This is a genomic window from Streptomyces sp. NPDC029169 (assembly GCF_055563935.1).
The window spans coordinates 66148-88233 of sequence record NZ_JBVHXA010000022.1; the positions used below are offsets into that span (position 1 = coordinate 66148).

The following is a 22086-nucleotide window of genomic DNA, read 5'->3' on the forward strand; positions in this document are numbered from 1 at the left end:
CGCGGATCAGACGGTCGCCCGGGTGCCGTCCGCCCGGGCGATCAGCGTGTCGAGCAGCGCGAGCAGGGCGCCCCGGACGTCGTCGCGGGAGCGGGCGTCGAGCATCAGGATGGGGGTGTTCGGGTCGCGCAGATGCAGGGCCGTTCTGATCTCCGCAGCGGTGTAGGGCTGTTCGCCGTGGAAGCAGTTCGCGCCGACCACGAACGGGAGCCCGCGGCTCTCGAAGAAGTCGACGGCCGGGAAGCTGCGGTCCAGGCGGCGCGTGTCGACCAGGACGATCGCCCCGAGCGCCCCGTTCAGCAGGTCGTCCCACATGAACCAGAAGCGCTCCTGGCCCGGTGTTCCGAACAGGTACAGGATGACTCCGGCGTCGGTGAGGGTGATCCGGCCGAAGTCCATCGCCACCGTGGTGACCGTCTTGGACTCGATGCCGTCGAGGTCGTCGACGCCGACACCCGCGGCCGTCAGCCGTTCCTCCGTACGCAGCGGCTCGATCTCCGAGACCGTCTCGACCAGGGTCGTCTTGCCGACGCCGAATCCCCCGGCGATGAGGATCTTGACGGGGGCCGCTTCGTCGGCAGGGGTGTCATATCCGGGCAAGGTTGTCCCTGATTCTCATGAGCAGGTGGACGTTGGTGGTCTCGGCCGCCTCCAGGGGCGGCCGGTGGTGGATCAGCCCACGGTCCGCGAGTTCGCCGAGCAGAAGCGTCATCGGGGTGAGGCGGATCCCCGTCCGGGCGGCGATCTCGGCGACCGCCCGCCCGTTCGGGGGCGCGCACAGGGCGAGGACGGCCTGCCACTCGGTGGGCAGACCGGCTTGGGCGTCCTCGGGCACCGCCGCCGTGATGGTGGTGTCCATCGTGAGGACGGTGTGGGCCGCGGCTGTACGTCCGTCGGTCAGGGCGTACAGCCGCGTACGGCGGCGGCTTCCGCGCTGCGGCTTCTCCGGCTCGGTCGGCACAGCCGGCTCGGTCGGCACGCTCGGCTCGGTCGGCACGCTCGGCTCGCCCGGCTCGTCCGGCATTACGCGCCCGGCGCCTGGGCGCGCTCGGGCGTGCCCAGCCACTCGCCGAGGGCCTGCGCGGTCCGTACGGCCTCGCCGCCCAGCTCGCCGAGGCGCGCCTTGCGGGAGGTCACCACGATGAGCGTGCTGCCCTCGCCGCAGCCGACGATGCAGAGGTAGCTCTCGTCCATCTCCACCAGTTGGCGGATGACCCGGCCGCCGCCGACCTCCCGGGAGATCGCCTTCATCGTGGCCGCGACTCCGGAGGAGGCGGCGGCTATGCGCTCGGCGCGGTCCCGTTCGAGCAGGTAGGCGCTGAGCATGATGCCGTCATTGGAGAGGAGCACGGCGCCCTGGATGCCGGCGATCCTGCTCAGGTTGTTGTCCAGGACGCTGTAGATCATGTCGTTGGGTGTCGTCGTCATGGCTGATCCCGTCGGAGCTCTTCTTCGACTGTCTGGGTCCCGTGTTCGTAGTCCGCCCAGGCGTCGGCGACCTCTTCGGGGGTCGCCTGTTCCTGTACGACGGTCTCTTCGGGTGCGCGGGGCGCGCGGAGTTGCTCGGCGATGTGGGTCTGCGGGACGCGCTCGGGGAGGGCCGGGCGCGCGGTGCCGCGCGGGGTGGCGTCCGGAGTGGCGGCGGGCCGTTCGGGTGCCCGGTCGGGTGCCCGACGGGTCGGCAGTCCGGAGCCCGTGCCCGTGTGCAGTACCAGCTCCGGCTTGCGCTCCTCGAACAAGGAGAGCGGCGGTACGGGCTCACGTGACGGCTCCGGAACGTGCTCCCGCATGGCCTCCCGTACGGGCGCCGGTGCCGGATCCGTCCGTACCAGCAGGTCCTCGGGCAGGATCACCACCGCCGACGTGCCTCCGAAGACCGAGCGCCGCAGCGTGACCGTGGCCCCCAGCTGGTCGGCGAGGTGGCCGACCACGAAGAGCCCGAGCCGGTGGGCGTTCTCGGCCAGCACGGAGTACGGCGGGGCCGAGTGCAGGCGGGCGTTCATCTCCTCGTAGCGCTCGGCGGACACCCGCGGCCCGCGGTCCTCGATCTCGACGGACAGCCCGTCCGCCACGGCTTCGGCGCGGATGACGACCTTCGACCTCGGCGGGGAGAAGCGGGTGGCGTTGTCGAGCAGTTCGGCCAGGAGGTGGCTGATCTGGCTGATCGCGCGCGGCTCCACGCTGATCTCGTCCAGGGCCTGGCGCTCGATGCGCCGGAACTCCTCGACCTCAGCCGCCGCCTCGCGCAGCAGGTCGGCGATGCGCATGGGCTCGGTGTGCGGGTCGGGGATCTCGCCGTCCGCGAGGATGAGCAGGTTCTCGATCTGCCGCCGCATGCCCACCGTCAACTGGTCGGATTTCATCAGCTGGGCGAGGAGTGCCTCGTTGTGGCCGAAGGCGTCCTGGAGGTCTTCGGTCAGGCTCAGCTGGCGGCTGACGAGGTTTCCGGTGCGGGTGGCGATGCCTGCGGCGAACATGCCGAAGCCCTGGCGCTCGGCCGCGAGCTGCCGGTGTCCGTCGACGGACACGGCGACGACACGGGCGAACGCGTCGCTGATACGCCCCACTTCGTCCTGGCCTCCGGCGACTGTCGGCAGCGCGTCCGCTTCCACGCTCTGCCCGCGCTGCAGTCGGTCGACGACGTCCGGCAGTGTCCGTTCGGCGACGGTCACCGTGCGTTCGTGCAGACCGTCCAGGCGGCGCAGCACCGAGCGGGTGGTGAGGACGACGAGGAGCACGACGAGCAGCAGGCCACCGCCGCTTCCCGCGACGAGCCAGGCGACCTCGGTCTCGAGCTCGGCGGCCTTGGCCTCCGCGCGGGCGACCACGGCCCGCGACCGCTCGGTGCCCAGCGCGGTGAGGTCCGCGGCGAACACCTTGTGCGCGGCCCGCCAGTCGCGGATCTCGCGGGGCAGTCTCACGCCCCCGGAGGCGAGGTCCTTGTGCTCGGAGACGACGGCGTCCTCGATCGCGGTCTTGGTACGCCAGGCCTCCGAGCCCGTCAGCCGCTCGTAGGACGCCAGCTCCTCGGCCGGGAGGTGCGGCACGACCCACGTCGCGTACAGATACCGGTGGGCTCCGACGGCGTTGGCGAACTCGGCGAACGCGGTGGGGCTGAGCTCCCTGGAGGACTCGGCGAGGGCGAGGATCGTGTCCTCGCGGGCCACCATCTCGGAGGCGGAGAACATGGCGACCAACGGCCGGCTCTCCTGGGCCAGCTCGCCGTCCTCGCCGTGACTGAACGCCTCTTGGAAGACGTGGACGATCTGGTCGATCACCTGGGTGTAATAGGTGATCGCGCCATGGGTGCTACTGCTGCGGGCATCGGCGCGCTCGCGGTACGCGGCCAGGTCGCCGAGGCTGCTCGCCACCTCCCGGAGGTGATCGTCCGCATGTTCGGCCGCCTCGGGGCCGGCGGGCACGAGCGCGCGGAACTCGGCCGCGGCCCGGTCCGTGCCCGCGCGCAGATCCCGCAGGTCCTTCTCGGACACGGACGCGCCACCCCACCGGGCGGCGGTCATCCTCCGCTCCGCCTGCAGCTGGGCCATGAGCGTGTACAGCGGTGTGCCGTACCGCTCACCGGACGCCACGTCGGCGCGCAGGTGCTGGGACCGCTCGACGAGTTGACCGACGGTCACGACGACTTGGGTGCTCATGGCCAGGGTGGGGACGACCGCCAGCCAGATGAGCAGCGTACGCAGGCGCACGGTACGTCGTCGACGGGCCGTCGACTGCGCGGGTGCGCCAGGTGCGCCATGGGGTTCTATGGGAGACATCAGCCCTCGGGGAGCGGAGTGGCAGGGGACGGGCCATCAGCCGAACGGGGCGCGCGGTCCTCGGGTGTGGACGGCGGGGGAACGCCCGATCCGGCTTCGACGGGATGTGCGGAGGGATCATAACCAGCCACGCCGCGTAAGCGGATAGATTGATTCCGCCTTCGATGCGTGGTAATTGGGCCGGGGGGTGTTGCGCCCCGGATGCCGCATCGGAATCCAATCGGTACCTCTTCCAGGGCACCGTCAGCGTCTACCGCGCCGTAGCCATCCCTGCGCCTTGCCTATCTCGACGACGTTCGCCGGGCCGCCGACGTGCGACGGCCGGCTGGGCGGCTGCAGGTGCTTCAGGCGCGCCCGCCACGGGCCGTCGGCCATCTCCAGGTGCACGATGAGCGGCCCCTCGGGCAGCGGCACGGTCTCGCGCCGCTTGCCGATCTCGTTGACGACGTTGTCGTCCGTGGGCAGTTCCGTCGGGTCGTCGTGGTCCGCCAGTTCGTAGAGGTTGACGATGAGGTTGTCGTCGCCGCGGTAGTGGAGGGCGAGATCGGCCGTTCCGCCGGTGTGCAGCAGGACGTCCGGGCCGCGGCACTCCAGCTCCTCCTCCGTCAGGCGCGTCGCCGCGGCCAGCGGAAGCACCTGGAGCTGCCAGCGGCCCTCCGCCTTCAGTTGCAGACGCAGACGCCCGTTCCCGGGGACCTGGGCGAGCAGTCGGCCCCGGAAGTTCTCCTCGGTGCTGCGCCCATCCGGCCCCCGCCACAAGGCCTGTGGAAAACCTGTCGGGCCCCTCGGACGCGGTGTGCCAGGATGCCCTGGCCATGGCTTTCATACGACACGTCCAGTCCGCCGCGCCGGCCACCGCCGTCTCCGCCGGGTTCCTCGCCGCCCTCATCGGCATCACCAGCTCCGTGGCCGTCGTCTTCACGGCGGCCAAGGCGGCCGGTGCCACCTCCGCCGAGCTCACCTCGTGGGTCTTCGCCCTCGGCATCGGCATGGGCATCACCTGCATCGGCCTGTCCCTGCGCTACCGGGCACCGGTCGTGACGGCCTGGTCGACCCCCGGCGCCGCGCTGCTCGCCACCGGGCTGCAGGGCGTGACGATGGCGCAGGCGGTCGGGGCCTTCCTGCTGTCCGCCGTACTCATCGTGATCAGCGGCGTGACCGGCTGGTTCGAGCGGATCATGAACCGGATTCCGGTGCCGCTCGCCTCCGCGCTGCTCGCCGGGGTCCTGCTCCAGTTCGGCACCGAGCTGTTCACGCAGATGGAGCGGAACGGCGTCATCGCCGTTCCCATGTTCCTTGCGTATCTCGTCGGTCGGCGCTGGTTCCCCCGGTACGCCGTCGTCGCCGCGCTCGCCGTCGGTGTCGCGGCGACGGCGTGGCAGGGCTCCTGGAAGCTGGACGGCTTCGAGCTCACCCTCGCCCAACCGTCCTTCGTGCGCCCCGAGTTCGACTGGCAGGTCCTCGTCGGCGTCGGTCTGCCGCTCTTCGCCGTGACGATGGCCTCGCAGAATCTGCCGGGGGTCGCCGTGCTGCGCAACGCCGGTTACTCCACGCCGGTCTCGCCGCTGCTGACCTGGACGGGCACGGTCAACACCGTCCTGGCGCCGTTCGGCTGCTTCGGCCTGAACCTGGCCGCGATCACCGCGGCGATCTGCAGCGGCGAGGCCGCGCACCCCGATCCCAGGAAGCGGTATGTGGCGGGCGTCTGGGCGGGGATCTTCTACCTTCTGGTCGGGCTCTTCGGCGGAACGGTCGGCTGGCTGCTGACCGCGATGCCGCCCGCGCTCGTCCTGGGCATCGCGGGCATCGGCCTGCTCGCCACGATCGGCTCCTCCCTCACCTCGGCCCTCACGGACGACCGCCTCCGCGAACCGGCCGTGGTCACCCTGCTCGCCACGGCCTCCGGGTTCACGCTCTTCGGCATCGGCTCGACCTTCTGGGGTCTCCTCGCGGGCGTCCTGACCCTGGCCGTCGGCGACCTCGCCCGGCGCAGGGCGCGCCCCGACGAGCCGTCACGGAAAGCCGCCCCCGAGGAGGCGAAGCGCCACTGAGCCGAAGGGTGGGGGCCGCGGCCCCCGCCCTTCCCTCGTCAGGCGCCTGAGGAGTCCGTAGGCGTCAGCCGCAGCGAGATGCTGTTGATGCAGTACCGCTGGTCCGTCGGGGTCGGATAGCCCTCGCCCTCGAAGACATGGCCCAGGTGCGAGCCGCAGCGCGCGCAGCGGACCTCGGTGCGGACCATGCCGTACGAGCGGTCCTCGATCAGCTCGACCGCCGCGCTGTCCTTCGGGTCGTAGAAGGACGGCCAGCCGCAGTGCGACTCGAACTTCTCCGTGGACGTGAAGAGCTCGGCGCCGCACGCCCGGCAGGAGTAGACACCCTTCGTCTTCGTGTCCGTGTACTCACCGCGGAACGCGGGCTCGGTACCCGCCTGGCGCAGGACCTGGTACTCCTCCGGGGTCAGCTCCGCACGCCACTGCTCGTCCGGCTTCTCGACCTCGTACGCCGTCATCACACGCTCCTCAGCTCGACAGGCGGGCCAGGATCCTCGGACCGAGGTCCGTGACGTCGCCCGCGCCCATGGTCAGAACGAGATCACCGGGCTTCGCCATTCCCGCGACGACGTCCGGGACAGCGTCCTTGTCGTGCACCGCCGTCACGTCCGCGCCCGCCGCGCGAGCCGCCGTGATGATCAGCTCGCTGGTGATGCCGGGGATCGGGTCCTCACGGGCCGGGTAGATGTCCAGGACCACAGAGGCGTCGGCGAGGGCCAGCGCGTCGCCCATCTCCTTGCCGAGCTCCTGGGTGCGGGAGAAGAGGTGGGGCTGGAAGACGACCAGGAGGCGGGCGGCCCCGGCGGCGCCGCGCATGGCCTCCAGGTCGGCGGTCATCTCGGTGGGGTGGTGCGCGTACGAGTCGATGACCTGGACGCCCGCCGCCTCGCCCTTGAGCTGGAGGCGCCGGCCGACACCGGTGTACGCGGTGAGGGCCTGGGCGAGCTCCGCCGGACCGATGCCCACGCGGGAGCCGGCGGCGAGGGCCGCGGCCGCGTTGTGGGCGTAGTGACGGCCGGGGACCGAGACGGTGAAGGTGTGCTCGACGCCGTCGAGGACGACGACGACCTCGCTGGTCATGCCCTTCGGGATGATCGAGAGGATCCGGGCGTCGGAGTCCGCCGACTCGCCGACGGTGACGATCCGGAGGTCCTGCCGGCCCGCGACCCGGCGCGCCAGCTCGCGCGCGCCCGCGTGCTCGCCGACGACCAGGGTGCCGCCGGGGCGGATCTTGGCGGTGAAGGCCTCGAAGGACTCGTAGATCTCATCCATCGACGCGTAGTTCGCGTGGTGGTCGAGCTCGACGTTGAGGACGATGGCGACCTCGGGGTCGTACTTCTGGAAGCTGCGGTCGCTTTCATCCGCCTCGGCGACGAAGACCTCGCCCGCGCCGTGGCGGGCGTTGGTGCCCGGGCCCGCGAGGTCGCCGCCGATGGCGTACGAGGGGTCAAGGCCGAGCTCGGTGAGCGCGACGGCCAGCATGGACGTCGTCGTGGTCTTGCCGTGCGTACCGGCCACGGCGATCGCGCGCAGGCCGTCCATGAGGGAGGCGAGCGCGTCGGAGCGGTGGACGACCGGGATGCCGAGCTCGGCGGCGCGGGCCAGCTCGGGGTTGTCGGCGCGGATGGCGCTGGAGACGACGACGGCTGTGGCGTCGTCGGCGAGGTGGGCGGCGGCGTGGCCGATGTGCACCGTGACCCCGAGCGCGCGCAGCGCCTCGGCGGTCGCGGACTCCTTCGCGTCGCTGCCGGCGACCTTCGCTCCGCGCTGGGCGAGGATCTTCGCGATGCCCGACATTCCGGCACCGCCGATGCCGATGAAGTGCGGCCGTTCCATGGCGGCAGGGATGGCGGGTGCCATGAGTGTTCTCCCCGGGGGACGACGTACAGGAGGTCCCCAGCCTAGTGGCTCCCCCTGACAGCCCCGGGCAGCCCGACCCGCGGGCGGCACGTGGCCCTCGCCCCTGGACCCGCCCCCGCCCCGGCCCCGGAACTCGTGGCCACCGCGTCCGGCCACCGCGTCCGGCCGGCGCCCGGCAGCCCACGTCTGGCCGCCCGCGCGCCCGGCCCGCATCCAGCCGCCGGCGTCGAGCCACCCGCGCCCGGCCGCCGCGCGCGGGCAGCCTGCCGCAGGGCGGTCCCGTGCCCCGCCCGTCCCCGTGGCCCACCGCGTGCAGCCGGCGTCCGGCGCCGCGCGCGGCGCCGGACGCGGCAGGCAGCCGCTCCTACGCGCTCTCCGCCTCGCTGTGCGCGAACAGCTTGAGCACCGGTACGCCGACCTTGTGACGCGCCCGCGACGCCCAGTCCCGGTGGAAGAACTCCTCCACGTAGTGCGGGGCCGTCAGGACGATCACCTCGTCGGCGTCGGACTCGTCCACGACGGCCTTCATCTTGTTCAGGGGGTGGTCCTCGACCACCTGTCCGACCGCCTCGCAGCCGGCGTCCCGCAGGGCCTGGAGGGAGTGCTCCAGGGCCTGCTCGGCGGGGACACGGGCCGCCTTGCCCTCCGGTTCCTCACCCTCATGGGCCGCTTCCTTCAGCTCGCCCATGGCGACGTCGTCGATGGCGCGCAGCAGTACATCGGCCTGGTCACCACGGGGCTGCATCAGCACGATGAAGGACACCCTCTCGTCGCCGTGCAGGGTGGTGACGAACTCCACGTCGACGGACGAAAGGGGCCTCTCGATCATCAGAACGCTTGTGAACACCTCAGGAGCCCTTCTGCGGAAACCATCCTTCCCCGTGCCCGCACGGGGTCTACGGGGGTAAGTGTGCCCAGCGGAAGCTAACCGGAACGAGAAATTCCGCCGCGTGTCAGATCCGACGGTAGCGGGTGAAAAGGAACCCGGCCTCCTCCAGCACCGACACCACGGCGAACCGCTGCGGCACGGCCACGGACGGCCCCCCGGCGATGCGCTGCGCGGTGCCCGCCGTCATCGTCGGCGAGACCGTCAGACACATCTCGTCGAGCACTCCGGCCGCCACGAAATGGCCGAGCAGCCGAGGACCGCCCTCGGTCAGCTGGCGCCGGAGGCCCCGCTCCGCGAGCTCCGCCACCGCGCGGGCCGGCTCGACCCCGGCCCCGTCCCCCGCGATCACCACCTCGGCCCCCGCCTTCCGGGCCTCGGCCACCCGGTCGGCGGGCGCCGCGGCGCCGGTCAGGACCAGGGTCGGGACCAGGGGCCCGGTGAAGAGCGGCAGGGCGAAGTCGAGGTCGAGGGAGGCGCTCACCACGGCGATCACCGGCGCGGGCCCCTGTCCGGCGGCCGCGCGGCGGGCCGCGAAGGCCTCACGCGCGCGTGCCGGGCGGTACCCCTCCTGGCGTACGGTCTGGGCCCCGACGACGATCACGTCGGCGAGGCCGCGCAGGGTGCCGAAGATCCGCATGTCGCTATCCGAGGAGAGCGGCTGGGAGCGGCCTTCGTGCTGCCCGGCGCCGTCGAGGGAGGAGACCATGTTGGCGCGCAGCCAGGTCTCGTCGGGCTTCAGCTCGGGGTACGCGTAGGCGTCGGCCAGCTCGTCGAGGGACCACTCCCTGTCCGATTCGGCCGCTGTCATGTCCGTCACAGGGAACAGGCGTCGCATCCTCGCAGTCTGACATGGCGCTTACAGTGGGGAACTGTGTCGACCCGTACCTCCCACGCCCCCCGCGCCATAACCGAAACGGCTTCCACAGAAGCCGCTCCGGTCTCCCTCTGCGCCCGGGAGCCCCATGCCCCCGCCGACCGTCTTGTGGCGGAGATGGTCCCGCCGCCGCGGTTCGACTCGGTGCGCTTCGACACGTACATCCCGGACCCGAACCAGCCCAGCCAGACCGACGCGGTCAAGGTTCTGAGCTCCTTCGCCGAAGGGCTCGGCGGTGCCCACGCCACCGGCGCGGGCAGGCGCCCGGTCCTCGGCCGCTTGTTCGCGAAGAAGCAGCCCGCCCCCACCGGCCCGCGCGGGGTCTACCTCGACGGCGGCTACGGCGTCGGCAAGACCCACCTGCTCGCCTCCCTCTGGCACGCCACTCCCGCCGAGCCGGGACTGAAGGCCTTCGGCACGTTCGTGGAGCTGACCAACCTCGTGGGTGCGCTGGGCTTCCAGCAGACCGTACGGACCCTGAGCGGGCACCGGCTCCTCTGCATCGACGAGTTCGAGCTGGACGACCCGGGCGACACCGTCCTCGTCTCCTCCCTGCTCAGCCGGCTCGTGGAGTCGGGCGTGGCGCTCGCCGCCACCTCCAACACGCTCCCGGGCAAGCTGGGCGAGGGCCGGTTCGCCGCCGCCGACTTCCTGCGCGAGATCCAGGGCCTCTCGGCCCACTTCCGTCCGCTGCGGATCGACGGCGAGGACTACCGTCACCGCGGGCTGCCCGAGGCGCCCGCCCCGTACTCCGACGAACAGGTGACGAAGGCGGCGTACGCGACTCCCGGCGCCTCGCTCGACGACTTCCCACACCTGCTCGACCACCTGGCCAGGGTCCACCCGAGCCGGTACGGCGCGCTCACCGACGATCTGACGGCGGTCTGCCTCACGGACGTGCAGGCGGTCCCGGACCAGTCGACGGCGCTGCGGCTCGTCGTGCTCGCCGACCGGCTGTACGACCGGGAGGTCCCGGTGCTTGCCTCCGGGCTCCCCTTCGACCGGCTGTTCAGTGAAGAGATGCTGAAGGGCGGGTACCGCAAGAAGTACTTCCGGGCGATCTCCCGGCTCACGGCGCTGGCACGGGACGCGAAGGGGCTGGTCCAGCAGTAGGTTGGGGGCCATACCCGATCGAAAGGGATTCACCATGGCCGCAACCCGTTCCGCCCACGCCGTCTGGGAGGGCGACCTCCTCAAGGGCAAGGGCACCGTCTCGCTCGACTCGTCCGGCCTCGGTTCGTACGACGTCTCCTGGCCTGCCCGCACCGACGAGGCGGCGAACGGCAGGACCAGCCCCGAGGAGCTGATCGCCGCCGCGCACTCCTCCTGCTTCAACATGGCGTTCTCCAACATCCTGGCCAAGGCCGGGAACGCGCCGACCCGCCTGGAGACCAAGGCCGACGTCACCTTCGTGCCGGGCCAGGGCATCACGGGCAGCCACCTCACCGTCCGCGGCGAGGTGCCTGGCGTGGACAAGGACAAGTTCCTGGAGCTGGCCGAGGACGCCAAGAAGAACTGCCCGGTGAGCCAGGCCCTGGCGGGAACGACGATCACGCTCACCGCCGAACTCGTCTGATCGCCTGATCCCTCGCGTCCCATGAGGCCGTGTCGACCCGCATGGCTTCACGTGTCACCACAGTGCGTGGTACACACGTGCGGGTCACACGTCACATCTACGCCTGTCCGCCAGCAGGAAGTGGGTTGCCTCATGTCCGCAACACGACGTCAGATCCTGTCCCGCACCGGCGCGTCCGTCGCCGGCATCGCCTTCTCGGGCGCGCTCGGTGAGCTGTTCGCCGGTACGGCAGCAGCTCGGGGTCACGCCGGCTACGGCCCGCTGATCCCCGACCCCGCCGGGCTCCTCGACCTCCCCGAGGGCTTCCACTACAAGGTCCTCTCCCGTCAGGGCGACCCCCTCCGCTCCGGCGAAGGCCCCGTCCCGAGCAACCACGACGGCATGGGCGCCTTCGCCGGCCGCCGGGGCCGCGTCCACCTCGTCCGCAACCACGAGAACCGGGTCACCGGCAAGATCGGCGTCCCGACCGTCGGCGGCCTGACGTACGACCCGGCCGCCAAGGGCGGTTGTACGGCGCTCACGCTCGACGACCGCGGCAACGTCCTCGACGAGCGCGTCGCGATCGCCGGCACCGCCGTCAACTGCGCGGGCGGACCGACCCCTTGGGGCACCTGGCTCACCTGCGAGGAGACCGAGGACAAGGCCGGCACCAACGGCTACACCAAGGACCACGGCTTCATCTTCGAGGTCGACGGCGCCGACCCGCACCGCACCGGAGCCGTACCGCTCACTGCCATGGGCCGCTTCCAGCACGAGGCGATCGCCGTCGACCCGCACAACGGCATCGTGTACGAGACGGAGGACGCCTTCCTGAAGCCCTTCGGCCTCTTCTACCGCTTCCTCCCGGAGAAGCCGCTCGGCGGCCACGGTTCGCTGCGCGCGGGCGGGGCCCTGGAGGCCATGCGGGTGCCGGGCGTGCCCGACCTCTCCGTGATCCAGGAGACCGGGGCGACGTTCGACGGCATCGAGTGGGTGCCCGTACCGGACCCGCTGGCGGCCCAGACCCCCATCAGGCTCCAGGACTTCGGGCCGAAGGGCATCACGCACGCGCAGAAGCTGGAGGGCTGCTACTGGGGCGGGAAGTGCGTCTACTTCGTCTCGTCCTTCGCCCGCACCTCGGACGGCTCCGGCGCGACCCACTTCGGCCAGGTGTGGAAGTTCGACCCGCAGGCGCGCCGCCTCACGCTCGTCGTCGTCTTCGGCCCGAGCACGGACATCCAACTGCCCGGCGAATCCCCGGACAACATCTGCCTCGCCCCGAGCGGCGGCCTGATGGTCTGCGAGGACGGCGACGGCGCGCAGCATGTGTACGGCCTGACCCGGAAGGGCGAGGTGCACGCGGTGGCGCGCAACGCCCAGAACATCGGGACGCCGGACGCCCCGGAGTGGGGCGAGTTCGCGGGCGTCACGTTCTCCCCGGACGGCCGGACCATGTACGTCAACTGCTACACGCCCGGCACGACGTTCGCGGTGACGGGGCCGTGGTGCTGACGTAGGCCCGGTGACGCGGACCGGGTGACGCGGGCCCGGTGACGCCCCGGTCGCGAGGCCGTCTCTTCCGGCGCAGGATCGGGGAAGGTGCCGGGCGGACGGGAAGGGGCGTGAGGTGGCGAAGAAGGACAAGAAGCGGAAGGACGGGGCGAAGGGCGACCGGTCGAAGGCCGACGCGGCGGCGAAGGAGCCGGTCCTGCGTGACCTGCTGCGCCTGCCCGTCGGGGCGCCGGTCGACCTCTCCTCCCACTCCGCCTCGGAGATCCCCGCGGGCCCGGCCGACAAGTCCGCGGGGATCGAGGCCACCGCGCAGCTCGCCCCGCACCTCGCCGACCTCCAGGAGCGGCTGTACGCGGCGAGCACGGCCGGCGACCGTCGCCGGCTGCTGCTCGTCCTCCAGGGCATGGACACCAGCGGCAAGGGCGGCACGGTCAAGCATGTGATCGGCTACTTCAACCCGGCCGGGTGCCGGATCCGGGCCTTCAAGGAGCCCACGGCGGAGGAGCGCAGGCACCCCTTCCTCTGGCGGATCAACAGGGCCTTGCCGGTGCCGGGCGAGATCGGCATCTTCGACCGCTCGCACTACGAGGACGTCCTCATCGCCCGTGTCCGCGAACTGGTCCCCCGGCGCGACGTCGGCCGCCGCTACGGCCAGATCAACCGCTGGGAGGAGTCCCTCGTCGACGACGGCGTCACGATCGTCAAGGTCTTCCTGCACCTCTCGTACGAGGAACAGCGCGAGCGCCTCCTGGAGCGCCTGGACAACCCCGAGAAGCACTGGAAGTTCAACCCGGGCGACATCGAGGAGCGCGCGCTGTGGCCGGCGTACCAGCGGGCGTACGAGATCGCCCTGGAGCGCTGCTCGACGGAGGGGGCGCCCTGGTACCTGGTCCCGGCCGACCGCAAGTGGTACCGCAACTGGGCCATCAGCCGACTGCTCCTGGAGCACCTGTCCGCGCTCGACCCGCAGTACCCGCCGGGCGACTTCGACGTCGCCGAGTGCCGGAGACGGCTACTCGCCTCCTGATCGGCTAGTTTCCGTGCGTGACCATTTCTGTACGAAAGTTGTCGGCGCTTGCTCTGCTGGGTGCCGTACTCGTCGGCTGTGGCGGGGGCACGGCCGACCCGCCCCCACCTCGCCCCACCACCTCCAGCGCGAGCCCGAGCGCAACTCCCAGCTCCAGCTCCAGCGCCGGTGCCGCGCCCGGTCCCGCCGTCGTCCGCAAGGCGCCGACCATGGCGCCGGGACCCGGTGGGCTCACACCGGTGTTCGAACGGGCCCGCAAGGGCGGGGACAAGGTCGTCGCGCTCACCTTCGACGCCGACATGACGGCCGACCAGGGGCCGCGGGCCGCGAGCGGTGAGCGCTTCGACAACCCGGCGCTGATCGAGACCCTGCGGCGGCTCAAGGTCGACTCGACGGTCTTCATGACCGGCCGCTGGGCCGAGGAGTACCCGGACCAGGCACGGTCCATCGGCACCGACCCCCGCTTCGAGATCGCCAACCACTCGTACAGCCACTACGCCTTCGCCGCGCCCTGCTACGGCCTGCCGACGGTGGCGAAGCAGAACATGGCGGCCGACGTACGCCGGGCCTTCGAGGCGTTCAAGAAGGCCGGGGCGCGCAATGTCGTGCCGTACTTCCGGTTCCCCGGCGGCTGCTACGACGACGAGGCGCTGCGCGCGCTCGCATCCGCGAAGGTGACGGCGGTGCAGTGGGACGTGGTCAGCGGCGACGCCTTCGCCAAGGACGGCGACGCGGTGGCGCAGCAGGTCCTCGACGGCGTGAAGCCCGGCTCGCTCGTGGTCATGCACTGCACCCGCAGCGCCGCGCCCGTCACCGAGCAGGCGATCCGGAAGATCGTCCCCGAACTGCGCGCCAGGGGCTACCGGTTCGTGAAGGTCTCGGAGCTGATGGCGGAGCGACCCGCCTAGCAGTCCGCGTACTCACTCCAGCCGCGCCGTGGCCCTGGTGCTCACGGCCACCGCGGCGGCGGCGAGCGCCAGGGCTCCCGCGAGGGCGGGCCAGGGCATCGCGACGGCCGCGGTGCGGGAGCCGGTGACCAGGGCCGTCACCGCGTACCGCGCCGGTGAGCCGGTCGTCACCAGCGCGAGGAGCGAGCCGAGGACGAGCGCCGCGAGCGACCAGCCACGGGACCGGACGAGCGGCCGGGTGGTGAGGGCGCCCACGGCGGCGCCCGTCAGGACGCAGACCGCGGCGGCGAGGAGCCCCGCGGTCCCGGCCTCGACGGGGTCGACCCGGCGGAGGTCGCTCATCGCCGTGACCCCCAGGACGGCGACGGCGCCGAGGAGCGCCGCGCAGGCCACGGCGGCCAGGACCGCCGCCAGGTGCGCCCGTTCCCGTCCGGCCGCGGCGGCCACCACACCGCGCGCGGCGGGCGGTTCCTGGCCGAGGCAGATCCGTACGACCCACGCGGTGACGGGAAGCAGCGCGGCGGCCGTGTAGCCGAGGGCGCCGAGCACGGGCTCCCCGGCGCGCACGCCGACGCCGAGGAACACCGCGTACAGCAGCAGCGGTGCGAGCCAGCGCTGGGAACGCAGCAGCAGGTCGGTCTGATAGCGCAGCAGTGCGGTCATACCCGTCCTGCCCGTCCTGCCTGTCCCGCCCTGATGCCCGCGGTGCTCAGTTCGTGGATGTGCCAGGAGGCTTCGAGCAGCGCCCGGAGCAGTCCGTCGGAGTGCGCCGCGTCGACCGCGTACACCGTCGTGCCGTCGGATCCGGGCTCGTACGAGGGTGCGCCCGGCAGCCCCTCGGGGAGCGGGCTGCCGCAGGAGACCACGATCCGCACGCGGGGCCGCACGCCCCCGTCGAGCCGGGGACTCCCGGGCCGTACCCGCCCCGCCTCCACCGCGTACACGGCGTCGGCCTCCCCCGCGAGCCGGCCAGGGTCGTGGTCGACGAAGACGACCGTGCCGCCCGCCGCGACCCGCTCGCGGACTGCGCGGTCCAGCTCGTGCCGCGCGCCCGTGTCCAGGCCGGTCCACGCCTCGTCGAGGACCAGGAGGGCCGGACCGGCCAGCAGGGCCTGGGCGACGGCGACCTTCTGGCTGCTGCCCTTGGAGAGTTCGGGGAGTGGGGTGTCCGCGAAGGCGCCCGCGCCGAACCGCTCCAGCCACTCCCCCGCCCTCGTGGCCGCTTCGGCCCGGCCCAGCCCCTGGACGCGTCCGAGGTGGGTCAGATAGCCGGTCGCGGTGAAGGGCAGGGCGGCCGGGAAGCGCTCCGGTACGTACGCCGTGCGCCGGGGCCGGCCGGTGATCCGGCCCTCCGTCGGCGCGTCGATGCCCGCGACGATCCGCAGCAGCGTCGACTTGCCAGTGCCGTTGGTGCCCGTGATGCGGACGAGGGCGCCGGCGGGCAGGCCGAGGTCCGCCTCGCGCAGCACCCACGGTCCGCGCAGGCCGTAACGGCGCCCCACCCGTTCCAGGTTCAGTTGGACGAGGCCTTCTGCGGGGTGAGCTCGCTCGGCCGGACGATGTTCATGAGGTGCATCCTGTCCCGGAAGCGTTCATTCCCACAAGAAACACCTGTGCGACGGGTGGCAGACTTGCCGGGTGAGCAGCAACGAGACCGACACCCGTGACACCAAGCCCCAGTTCGTCCTCCCCCTCGTCGTGCGGATCGAGCGGGCCGAGCCCCCGGCGCGTACCGACGCGCTGGAGACGGCCGCCCGCGCCGTCCTGGAGATCCTCGCCGACGAACGCTCGACCGGTGACGGCGAATGGGCGCGGGCCATGACCGACTGGCAGGACACCCGGATCCGCAAGGTCGTGCGCCGGGCGCGCGGTGCGGAGTGGCGGCGCGCGGAGGCGCTCCCGGGGATCACGGTGACGGGTGAGGCCGCCGAGGTACGGGTGTTCCCGCCGGTCCCGCTGGACGGCTGGCCCAAAGAGCTGGCGAAGCTCCAGGTCTCCGGCACGGACCTCGAGGACCCGGTGGCCCCCGGCGCTCCGCGGCCCGGGGCTGCGCTGCTCTGGCTCAACCCGGACCTGGACATGTCCGCGGGCAAGACGATGGCCCAGGCCGGGCACGGGGCGCAGCTGTTGTGGTGGGAGATGCGGGAGGCGGACCGCAAGGCGTGGCGTGAGGCCGGCTTCCCGCTGGCCGTACGGACGGCCGATCCGGCGCGCTGGGCGGAGCTGACGACGAGCGGGCTGCCGGTGGTGCGGGACGCCGGGTTCACGGAGATCGCGCCTGGTTCGTGCACGGTCGTGTCCGAATTCCCCGTACTCGGTGCGCTCGGCGACTGAACACGTCCGTCCTGCCGTACGTATCTCCCGATACCGCCAAGTGGGTTGAACACCGGCCGCGTTGGCGGTTCAGTCTGCGGTGACCGGTATTTCGAACGTACGGGAGACACCACCTTGTCGCTACGCGTCAATGGCACGGCACTCATCATCGCGGCCCTCGTCGCCACGGTCGGCGCGCTCGCCTTCCCCGTCTGGTCCTACGCCGACCGCTCCGGAACGGGTCAGGCGAACCTGAACGCGTCGAGCGTGGCCACGCAGTGGGGTCCGCTCTCGGCCACGGACCGGGACCTGCTGGTCAAGGTGCGGCTGGCCGGTCTTTGGGAGCTCCCGGCCGGCCAGCAGGCCATCGAACGCGCCCCCAGCCGGGCGATCGTGGAGTGCGGCGACCATCTCGTGGTCGGCCACACGGACCTGGACCGGCGGGCCCGGACCGTGGCGGCGAAGCTGGGCGTGGAGCTGCCGAACCAGCCGACCGAGCAGCAGCAGGGGTGGCTGCGGGAGCTGACGGCGGCGCGCGGGGAGGAGTACGAGCGGAAGTTCGCGAACCTGCTGCGCAACGCGCACGGCAAGGTGTTCGCGCTGATCGCGGAGGTCCGGCACACGACGCGCAACGCGCTGATACGGCAGCTGGCGAGCGACGCGAACCAGACGGTGCTCGACCACATCACGATGCTGGAGGCGACGGGGATGGTCGACTACGACGCGCTGGCGAACGAGGCGGCGGGGCGGAAGACGGCGCCGCCGACCGGGCCGCCGGTTGTGCCGTCACCGGCGGTGCCCTCGCCGGTCCTGCCGTCGGGGACGGACCAGTCGTTCACGTCGCGCCCGGCGCCGGAGGCGGGGATCGTGACGCCGCACTCGTAACGACGTGGGCCGGAACCTCAAATCAACCTCTGAACGTCCCCCCGACTGGATTCGAACGCGTCCGGCCGGGCCATCAGGTGAGGGACCGAAGGAGGGGGACATGACGGAACTCGGGGTGAAGCTCGGGATCGGCATCGGGTGGCGGCCGGAGATCGCGGACGCGGTCGAGGCGCTGCCCGGCGTCGACTGGGTGGAGGTCGTAGCGGAGAACGTGTGCGCGGGCCACCTGCCCGACTCGCTGACGCGGCTGCGCTCGCGCGGGGTCACGGTCGTGCCGCACGGGGTCTCGCTGGGCCTCGGCGGCGCGGACCGCCCGGACGCCGGGCGGCTCGCGAACCTGGCGGCGACGGCGACGGCGCTCGGGGCGCCGCTGGTGACGGAGCACATCGCGTTCGTCCGGGCCGGGGGCGCGCTGACGGCGACGCCGGTCCTGGAGGCGGGCCACCTGCTGCCCGTGCCGCGCACGTGGGACGCGCTGGACGTGCTCTGCGAGAACGTCCGGATCGCCCAGGACGCGCTGCCCGTGCCGCTGGCGCTGGAGAACATCGCGGCGCTGATCTCCTGGCCGGGCGAGGAGCTGACGGAGGGCCAGTTCCTGGCGGAGCTGGTGGAGCGTACGGGGGTACGGCTCCTGATCGACGTCGCCAACCTCCACACGAACCACGTCAACCGGGGCGAGACCCCGTCGAAGGCCCTCGCTGAACTCCCGCTCGAGGCGATCGCGTACGTCCACGTGGCGGGCGGCCTCACCCGCGACGGCATCTGGCACGACACCCACGCCCACCCGGTCCCGGAACCGGTCCTGGACATCCTGTCGGACCTCGCCTCCCGGATCTCGCCCCCGGGAGTCCTGCTGGAACGAGACGACAACTTCCCCCCGGCGGAGGAACTGGCCTCGGAGCTGGCGACGATCAGGGGTCGGCTGACGGGGGCGGGGCCGGTCGGGGCGGGAGCCGCCGGGGGCGGCGCACGGGCCGCCGACCAGCCGCTGCTCATCGGCGCGGGCGCCCGCGTCTCGGGCGGCCCGATGCCGCAGCCACCGCGGACGGCCGAGGCGCAGGACCCCCGGGGGCCTGCCCCCGATGCCGACACGCACGCGCCGGAGGGGGTCCGGGGGCCCGCCCCCGGTTTCGGGGGAAGACCCCGCGCAGCGGACCGCGGGGCTGAGGCGGGCGACGCGTCCGTCCCCGGGGCGCGGACCGTCCCTGTCGTAGAGCCGCCCGGCGGGCGTACGCACTCCCCCGACGGTACGACCGTCTCGGCGCCCCGCACCCCCGGTAGCGCGGGCGCGCGGGAGCGGGTTGCTGTGGCGCAGGTTGCGTTGTTGTCCGCGCTCGTCGCGGGGACGCCCGTGCCCGAGGGGTTCGACTCGCGGCGGCTCGGGGTGCAGAGCCGCGCCCTCGTCGGGAAGCGGTCCGACGTGATCGCCAAGATCGCGCCCGAGCTCCCCGAGATCCTCGGCGACGGCTACCGCCCCGCCTTCCGCGCATACGCCAGGACCCGCCCCATGTCCGGCGGATACCGCCGCGACGCCCTCGACTTCGTCGAGCACCTGCTCGTCGCCGGACGCCCCGAGGACCCCGACGCCCGCCGCCGCCTCACCCGCTGGTGGCAGGAGCGCGCCGGTACCCGCCCGCCCGGTCCTGCGACCCGACTCATCCGTGCCGCCCGCGCCGCACTCGTAAGGAGGTGACGCCACCATGAACCTGTTCGCCCTGCTCGTCTGGGCCGCCGTGATCACCGGCTCCGCCCTGCTGATCGTCCGTCTCCGCGCCGCCCGCGCGGACCGCGGGGGCTCCGTCCACGACCTTTCCGAGGCCGCGTTCCTCATCGGGGGCCCGCCCCGGGTCGTCGACGCGGCGCTCGCCGCCCTGCACGCCGACGGCCGGATCGGTGTCGGCGGCCCCGGCATCGTCGTCGCGCGGCCCGGCGCCACCGCGCGCGACCACGTCGAACGGGCCGTGCTCCAGGAGCTCGCCGCCGCCCCCAACGGCGCCCTGCACCTCCTGCGCCTCGCGGTGATGCGGAGCCCCGCCGTCCAGGAGATCGGCGACGGTCTCGCGGCGCGCGGCCTGATGGTCGCCCCCGAGGTCCGCCGCGACGGCAAGCGGGGGTGCCTCGCCCTGGGCTTCGGATCGCTCGCGCTGTTCGTCGTCTCCCTCGCCGTGACGGTGGGCGTCGAACGCGCCCCGTTCGAGGTGCCGTTCCTCTTCAAGGTGATCCCCGTCCTCTTCGCAGGCGTCTTCGTCTCCCTCGCCTGCGGCGCGTACAACGCCAACCGCACCACCCGCGCCGGCCATCGCGCCTCCGCCGAGTACCAGCGTGACCACGTCTACGACCAGGACGCCGGGCACCAGGTCGCGCTGCGCGGACTGCGCGCCGTCCCGGGAACCGAGCTGCGGACGCAGCTCATCGCGGCGGCCCGCATGCCCAGGCCGGCCCCAGCGCACACCTCCTCCAGCACCTCCGCCTCGGACGCGGCCCTGCTCACGACCCTGCACTGGTGCGCCGGCACCCCCGGCAACTCCGGCGGCTGCGGCGGCGGTAGCGGAGGCAGCGGCGGCAGCGGCGGCGGGTGGCCGGACAGCGGCAACGGCGGCGGAGGCGGAGGCTGTTCCGCGAGCGCCTGCTCCGGCGGCTCCAGTGGCGGATCGAGCTGCTCCGGCTCCAGTTCGAGCGGCGGCGGCAGCTCCTGTTCCAGCAGCAGCGGTTCGAGCTGCGGAAGCTCCAGTTCCAGCGGCTGACCGGGCCATCACCCCCGACACGCCCCGAAGATCCTGTACAAAGTGGGCCGCTCTGACAAGCATCGTTCCGTGAAAGCCCTCGCACTGACCGGCGCCGTCGGGTCGCTGCTGCTGTCCTCGATGACCGCCGCGCCCGGTCTCGACGCCCCGCCCGCCGAGACGGCCGGCACCCTCCTCGCAGCACGCCGCGCAGCCGCCGAAGGCATCCGCTTCGGCGGCTGCCCCGCGGCCGAGAAGCTGCCGCCGACCGTCCAGTGCGGCACCGTCCTGGTCCCCCTCGACTACGCGGACCCCGACGGCACCCGGATCCCGCTCACCGTCAGCCGGATCAAGGCCTCCGGACCGGCCTCCGGCCGTCAGGGCGCCCTCGTGTACAACCCCGGCGGTCCCGGCGCCTCCTCGACGTACTTCCCCCTGGTCGCCGAGCTCCCGGCCTGGAAGCGGATCGCCGCCGCGTACGACCTGGTCGGCTACGCCCCGCGCGGCGTGGGCCGTTCCGCCCCGGTCTCCTGCCAGGACCCCGCCGACCGCGCCAGCGGCCCGACCCCCGCCCCGACCCAGCCCGACGAGGTCTTCAAGCAGGAGCGCATCGCCCGCGCGAAGACGTACGCCCAGGGCTGCGCGACCCGCACGGGCAAGGCGCTGCGGCACTACCACTCGCTCAACAACGCCCGCGACCTGGAGGTGCTGCGCGCGGCGCTCGGCGAGCCGAGACTGACGTACATGGGCGCCTCGTACGGCACCTACTTCGGCGCGCTGTACGCGACGCTCTTCCCGCACCGGGTGCGCCGGATGGTCTTCGACGCGCCCGTCCACCCCGCGCCGCGGCAGATCTGGTACCTCAACAACCTCGACCAGTCCCGCGCGTTCGAGCGCCGCTGGACCGACTTCCGCACCTGGGTCGCCAGGCACCACAAGGTGTACGGCCTCGGCACCACGGCCCAAGAGGTCCAGCAGAGTTACGAGAAGGTCCGCGCCGAACTCGCGGCGCGGCCGGCCGGCGGGCGGGTCGGCCCGGGACAGCTGCACGGGGCGATGCTCCAGACCGGGTACCACGACGGTTTCTGGCCGCTGCGGGCCGGCGCGCTCTCCCGGTATCTGAAGGGCGATCCGAAGCCGCTGGTCGAGCAGGCCGGAGGCCCGGCCGGCGATGGCAACGCGGCGGCGGTCTATACGGCGGTGGAGTGCAACGACGCGCCGTGGCCGGAGGACTTCGCCGTCTGGGACCGGGACAACACCCGGCTCGCGAAGATCGCCCCGTTCGAGACCTGGGACAACGTGTGGGCCAACCTGCCCTGCGCGTACTGGAAGGAGCCGCGGCAGAAGCCGCTGGACGTGCGGACGGGTCCCGGGGTGCTGCCGCCGGTGCTGATCCTGGCCGCCGAGCGGGACGCGGCCACACCGTACGAGGGGGCGCTCGAGCTGCAGCGCAGGCTGTCGGGTTCGGCCCTGGTGACCGAGCGGGACGCCGGTACGCACGGCATCGGGGGCGGGGCGAACGCCTGCGTCAACGGGTACCTGGAGAGCTACCTGCTGACGGGGGCCGTGCCGGGCACCCCGGAAAGGACGCCGGTGGGGGGGGGGGGGGGGGGGGGGGGGGGGTGGGGGGGGAGGGGGGGGGGGTGGGGGGGGGGGGGGGAGGGGGGGGGGGGGGGGGGGTGGGGAGGTTCCGTGCCGCCCGGAGAAGAGAAG

Annotated in this window: 22 protein-coding genes; 11 read left to right on the forward strand and 11 right to left on the reverse strand. The window is 72.7% G+C overall.

Annotation, left to right across the window (positions count from 1 at the left end; translation table 11 throughout):
• Positions 1 to 6 precede the first annotated feature (6 nt).
• The 5 genes from ACZ4VI_RS31595 to ACZ4VI_RS31615 all read right to left on the reverse strand — a co-directional run bounded on the left by ACZ4VI_RS31595 (position 7) and on the right by ACZ4VI_RS31615 (position 4535).
• Entirely contained in the window at positions 7 to 600 is a 594-nt protein-coding gene (locus tag ACZ4VI_RS31595; protein ID WP_468004835.1) for a GTP-binding protein, read from the reverse strand.
• Positions 587 to 1024: a DUF742 domain-containing protein gene (locus tag ACZ4VI_RS31600; protein ID WP_468004837.1), complete on the reverse strand. Its 438-nt coding sequence runs from the start codon at positions 1022 to 1024 to the stop codon at positions 587 to 589. The genes ACZ4VI_RS31595 and ACZ4VI_RS31600 overlap by 14 nt, the downstream gene beginning before the upstream one ends.
• Positions 1024 to 1428, reverse strand: coding sequence for a roadblock/LC7 domain-containing protein (locus ACZ4VI_RS31605; protein ID WP_468004838.1), 405 nt, complete (start codon positions 1426 to 1428; stop codon positions 1024 to 1026). The genes ACZ4VI_RS31600 and ACZ4VI_RS31605 overlap by 1 nt, the downstream gene beginning before the upstream one ends.
• A complete protein-coding gene (locus ACZ4VI_RS31610; protein ID WP_468004840.1) occupies positions 1425 to 3707 on the reverse strand; it encodes a sensor histidine kinase in 2283 nt (760 codons plus the stop codon). Before ACZ4VI_RS31610 ends, ACZ4VI_RS31605 begins: the two co-directional genes overlap by 4 nt.
• Positions 3708 to 4019: 312 nt before the next feature.
• On the reverse strand, positions 4020 to 4535 hold the full coding sequence (locus ACZ4VI_RS31615) for a hypothetical protein (RefSeq protein WP_468004841.1): 516 nt from the start codon (positions 4533 to 4535) through the stop codon (positions 4020 to 4022).
• A 56-nt stretch (positions 4536 to 4591) separates the two neighbouring features.
• Here ACZ4VI_RS31615 and ACZ4VI_RS31620 point away from each other — a divergent pair, with 56 nt between their 5' ends.
• Positions 4592 to 5827, forward strand: a complete 1236-nt coding sequence (locus tag ACZ4VI_RS31620) for a benzoate/H(+) symporter BenE family transporter (RefSeq protein WP_468004842.1) — start codon at positions 4592 to 4594, stop codon at positions 5825 to 5827.
• A gap of 38 nt (positions 5828 to 5865) precedes the next feature.
• Here the strand turns inward: ACZ4VI_RS31620 and msrB are convergent, their stop codons facing one another.
• From msrB to ACZ4VI_RS31640, 4 genes are all read right to left on the reverse strand, one after another.
• Positions 5866 to 6285 (reverse strand): peptide-methionine (R)-S-oxide reductase MsrB, encoded by a 420-nt coding sequence (gene msrB, locus ACZ4VI_RS31625; RefSeq protein WP_468004844.1) that lies wholly within the window; start codon positions 6283 to 6285, stop codon positions 5866 to 5868.
• A gap of 10 nt (positions 6286 to 6295) precedes the next feature.
• Entirely contained in the window at positions 6296 to 7687 is a 1392-nt protein-coding gene (gene murC, locus ACZ4VI_RS31630; RefSeq protein WP_468004846.1) for a UDP-N-acetylmuramate--L-alanine ligase, read from the reverse strand.
• 364 nt (positions 7688 to 8051) lie between these two features.
• A complete protein-coding gene (locus ACZ4VI_RS31635) occupies positions 8052 to 8534 on the reverse strand; it encodes an indole-3-glycerol phosphate synthase (protein WP_468004847.1) in 483 nt (160 codons plus the stop codon).
• Positions 8535 to 8640: 106 nt separating this feature from the next.
• Complete coding sequence (locus ACZ4VI_RS31640; protein WP_468004849.1) at positions 8641 to 9411, reverse strand: pyrimidine reductase family protein; 771 nt, start codon at positions 9409 to 9411, stop codon at positions 8641 to 8643.
• A gap of 69 nt (positions 9412 to 9480) precedes the next feature.
• Between ACZ4VI_RS31640 and zapE the strand changes: the two genes are divergently transcribed.
• The 5 genes from zapE (at position 9481) to ACZ4VI_RS31665 (ending at position 14452) form a co-directional block, all read left to right on the forward strand.
• Complete coding sequence (zapE, locus tag ACZ4VI_RS31645) at positions 9481 to 10563, forward strand: cell division protein ZapE (RefSeq protein WP_468004933.1); 1083 nt, start codon at positions 9481 to 9483, stop codon at positions 10561 to 10563.
• A gap of 34 nt (positions 10564 to 10597) precedes the next feature.
• Entirely contained in the window at positions 10598 to 11026 is a 429-nt protein-coding gene (locus tag ACZ4VI_RS31650) for an OsmC family protein (RefSeq protein WP_468004851.1), read from the forward strand.
• Positions 11027 to 11158: 132 nt separating this feature from the next.
• The gene (locus ACZ4VI_RS31655; protein WP_468004852.1) at positions 11159 to 12517 is read left to right on the forward strand and encodes an alkaline phosphatase PhoX; all 1359 of its coding nucleotides are present in this window, start codon (positions 11159 to 11161) and stop codon (positions 12515 to 12517) included.
• 115 nt (positions 12518 to 12632) lie between these two features.
• Positions 12633 to 13544, forward strand: a complete 912-nt coding sequence (locus ACZ4VI_RS31660; RefSeq protein WP_468004854.1) for a PPK2 family polyphosphate kinase — start codon at positions 12633 to 12635, stop codon at positions 13542 to 13544.
• A gap of 38 nt (positions 13545 to 13582) precedes the next feature.
• The gene (locus tag ACZ4VI_RS31665; RefSeq protein ID WP_468004935.1) at positions 13583 to 14452 is read left to right on the forward strand and encodes a polysaccharide deacetylase family protein; all 870 of its coding nucleotides are present in this window, start codon (positions 13583 to 13585) and stop codon (positions 14450 to 14452) included.
• A 12-nt stretch (positions 14453 to 14464) separates the two neighbouring features.
• Here ACZ4VI_RS31665 and ACZ4VI_RS31670 read toward each other — a convergent pair whose 3' ends face one another.
• Both ACZ4VI_RS31670 and ACZ4VI_RS31675 read right to left on the reverse strand, forming a co-directional pair.
• A complete protein-coding gene (locus ACZ4VI_RS31670; protein WP_468004856.1) occupies positions 14465 to 15115 on the reverse strand; it encodes an ABC transporter in 651 nt (216 codons plus the stop codon).
• Complete coding sequence (locus ACZ4VI_RS31675) at positions 15112 to 15969, reverse strand: ATP-binding cassette domain-containing protein (protein ID WP_468004937.1); 858 nt, start codon at positions 15967 to 15969, stop codon at positions 15112 to 15114. The genes ACZ4VI_RS31670 and ACZ4VI_RS31675 overlap by 4 nt, the downstream gene beginning before the upstream one ends.
• Positions 15970 to 16090: 121 nt before the next feature.
• Between ACZ4VI_RS31675 and ACZ4VI_RS31680 the strand changes: the two genes are divergently transcribed.
• The 5 genes from ACZ4VI_RS31680 to ACZ4VI_RS31700 form a co-directional block, all read left to right on the forward strand.
• Complete coding sequence (locus ACZ4VI_RS31680) at positions 16091 to 16786, forward strand: peptidyl-tRNA hydrolase (RefSeq protein WP_468004858.1); 696 nt, start codon at positions 16091 to 16093, stop codon at positions 16784 to 16786.
• Between the two features lie 114 nt (positions 16787 to 16900).
• Complete coding sequence (locus ACZ4VI_RS31685; RefSeq protein ID WP_468004860.1) at positions 16901 to 17650, forward strand: DUF4142 domain-containing protein; 750 nt, start codon at positions 16901 to 16903, stop codon at positions 17648 to 17650.
• A 100-nt stretch (positions 17651 to 17750) separates the two neighbouring features.
• Positions 17751 to 19343: an MbnB/TglH/ChrH family RiPP precursor modification enzyme gene (locus ACZ4VI_RS31690; RefSeq protein WP_468004862.1), complete on the forward strand. Its 1593-nt coding sequence runs from the start codon at positions 17751 to 17753 to the stop codon at positions 19341 to 19343.
• A 7-nt stretch (positions 19344 to 19350) separates the two neighbouring features.
• Positions 19351 to 20394: a TIGR04222 domain-containing membrane protein gene (locus tag ACZ4VI_RS31695; protein ID WP_468004863.1), complete on the forward strand. Its 1044-nt coding sequence runs from the start codon at positions 19351 to 19353 to the stop codon at positions 20392 to 20394.
• A 69-nt stretch (positions 20395 to 20463) separates the two neighbouring features.
• On the forward strand, positions 20464 to 22086 hold a 1623-nt coding region (locus tag ACZ4VI_RS31700), incomplete at its 3' end, for an alpha/beta hydrolase (RefSeq protein ID WP_468004865.1).